Annotated in this window: 3 protein-coding genes; all 3 read right to left on the bottom strand. The window is 71.3% G+C overall.

Annotated features, from left to right (window positions below):
* On the bottom strand, positions 1-506 hold a 506-nt coding region (locus tag LQV45_RS27915), incomplete at its 3' end, for a YbhB/YbcL family Raf kinase inhibitor-like protein (RefSeq protein WP_230010144.1).
* A gap of 13 nt (positions 507-519) precedes the next feature.
* On the bottom strand, positions 520-1,473 hold the full coding sequence (locus tag LQV45_RS27910) for a carbohydrate kinase (protein WP_230010142.1): 954 nt from the start codon (positions 1,471-1,473) through the stop codon (positions 520-522).
* A gap of 97 nt (positions 1,474-1,570) precedes the next feature.
* The coding region (locus tag LQV45_RS27905) for a rhodanese-like domain-containing protein (RefSeq protein WP_230010140.1) at positions 1,571-2,072 on the bottom strand (502 nt) is incomplete at its 5' end.

Genomic DNA, 2,072 nt, shown 5'->3' with positions numbered 1-2,072 from the left:
CTTTGGAAGATGCCGGTCAGCGTGCCCCGGCCCAGGGTGTGCTGCGACAGCTTCGCCTCCAGGCTGCCCGGGGCGGTGTGCTCGTTGAGTCCGGACGGTGCGATGTCGAGCGCGTGGACGGTGATGACGTACCGGTGCGGCCCGTGTCCGGGAGGCGGTGCGGCGCCCAGGTAGCCATGGAATCCGGCGTCGTTCTTCAACTGGATGGCGCCCGCGGGAAGGAGCCTGCCGCCCTCGGCGGCCGCTCCTGCCGGCAACGAGGTGACGTCGGCGGGGACGTCCAGCACGGCCCAGTGCCAGAAGCCGCCGCGCCCCGGGGCGTCGGGGTCGAACATCGTCACCGCGTAGCCCTTGGTGCCGGCCGGGGCGCCGCTCCAGCTCAGCTGCGGGGATTCGTCCCGGCCGCCGGCGCGCATTTTGCCGCTGCGCTGGGCGGCCGGGAGCGTCTGGCCCTCCGCGTAGGATTCACTGCGGACGGGGAACACCGGAACATCGTGCCGTGTCATGGCTGCCTTTCACTCACTGCAGGGGCTGGGCCCCCATTTCCATCCGTGCCAGTTCCGCGCGCGTAGGCGGGTTCGCGCCGGCGCGGGACACGGTGACCGCCGCTGCCCGGGAGGCATGGGCGAGGACATCGCGGAGGCTTTCGGCGGAGAGTTCGCGCAGGCCCTTGCGGTTTTGTGCCCCGTCCAGGCCCAGATCCACAACGCCGGACAGGAGCGCGGCCATGAAGGAATCCCCGGCGCCGACTGTGTCCGCGACGTTGATCTCAGGGGCCGGGAACTGCGCCTCACCGGCGGCGTTGATGCCCCAGGGGCCCTTGCTGCCGCGGGTCACCACCACCATTGCCGGCCCTTCGGAACCGCCCAACGCCTGCCAGCGGCGGGCCGAGTCCAGCGGGTCCACGCCCGGGTAGAGCCATTCGAGGTCCTCGTCGGAGGCCTTCACAACGTCGGCGAGGCGCACAAACTTTTCGGCCTGCCCGCGGGCGTAGTCCACGTCCGGGATGATGCTGGGACGGCAATTGGGGTCGAAGCTGATGGTGGCGGACGGGTGGGCGCGCTCGACGGCGGCAAACACGTCGGCGGCGCCCGGCGCCAGCATGGTGGCGATCGAACCGGTGTGCAGCAGCGTGGTTCCCTGAAGCAGGAACGGCAGGCGCGCCGCGACGCCGGGAAGCTCCCAGGCGAGGTCGAAGGTGTACGTGGCGGCGCCGGCGTCGTCGATCAGGGCGGAGGCCACACTGGTGGGCAGCTCGTCGGGTCCCAGCGGAAGCAGCACGGAGCTCGACTTCAGGTGCGCGGCCAGGGCCTCGCCATACGCATCGCGGCCGTAGCGGCCGATGAACTGGACCGGATGGTCCAGCCGCGCCAGCCCCACCGCCACGTTGAGGGGGCTGCCGCCAACATGGGCCTGGACGCCGGAGGACCGCTGGACAACATCAACCAGCCCCTCGCCAATAACTGTGAGCATGACCATACTCTGCCAGAGAATGCGCTCCGGTGCCGTGTGTTGCGCCCCCACCCGCTTCCGCCCTGCCGGCGTCACTGCCCGGCGTCACTGCCGGCGCTCAGGCCGCGGTGGTGTCCAGCGCGATCCCCACGGACGCGGCATGGGCAAACCTGGCGTCGATGTGGACCACGTCCCGGCCTGCCCGTTGCAGGAGGCTGGCGGCGACCCCGGCACGGTACCCGGAGCCGCAGTGCACCCAAAGTTTCCCGGCGGGAATGTCGCCGAGGCGCAGCAACAGTTCGTGCAGCGGCACGTTGACCGCGCCCACCACGCGGGCGGCAGCGAATTCGTCGGCCCGGCGCACGTCCAGGACAGTGTCCTCAGGCGCCCGGCCGGCGAGCATGCCGTCCCAGCCCACGCGCGGGTAGGAGGCGAGGCCGGCCTGCGGGGCGAGGGCGTGCGGCTCGGAACCGAGCGCGGCGTCGGGGGATTCGATGCCGATCCGGGAGAGGTCGCGGATGGCGTTCTCAACGTCTTCCCGCGAGCCCACCAGGGTCAGCGGTTCGCGCCACGGCAGCACCCAGCCGAGATAGGTGGTGAAACTGGAGCCGGAGCCATAC

The organism is Microbacterium sp. Bi128 (genome assembly GCF_918698205.1).
Note: the sequence above shows the minus strand (reverse complement) of the source record. Positions and strands in the feature narration are given on the sequence as shown.

Bases quoted from the DNA above. Each gene is read 5' to 3' on its own strand.
- LQV45_RS27910 (WP_230010142.1), bottom strand. From the start codon at position 1,473: ATGCTCACAGTTATTGGCGAGGGGCTGGTTGATGTTGTCCAGCGGTCC.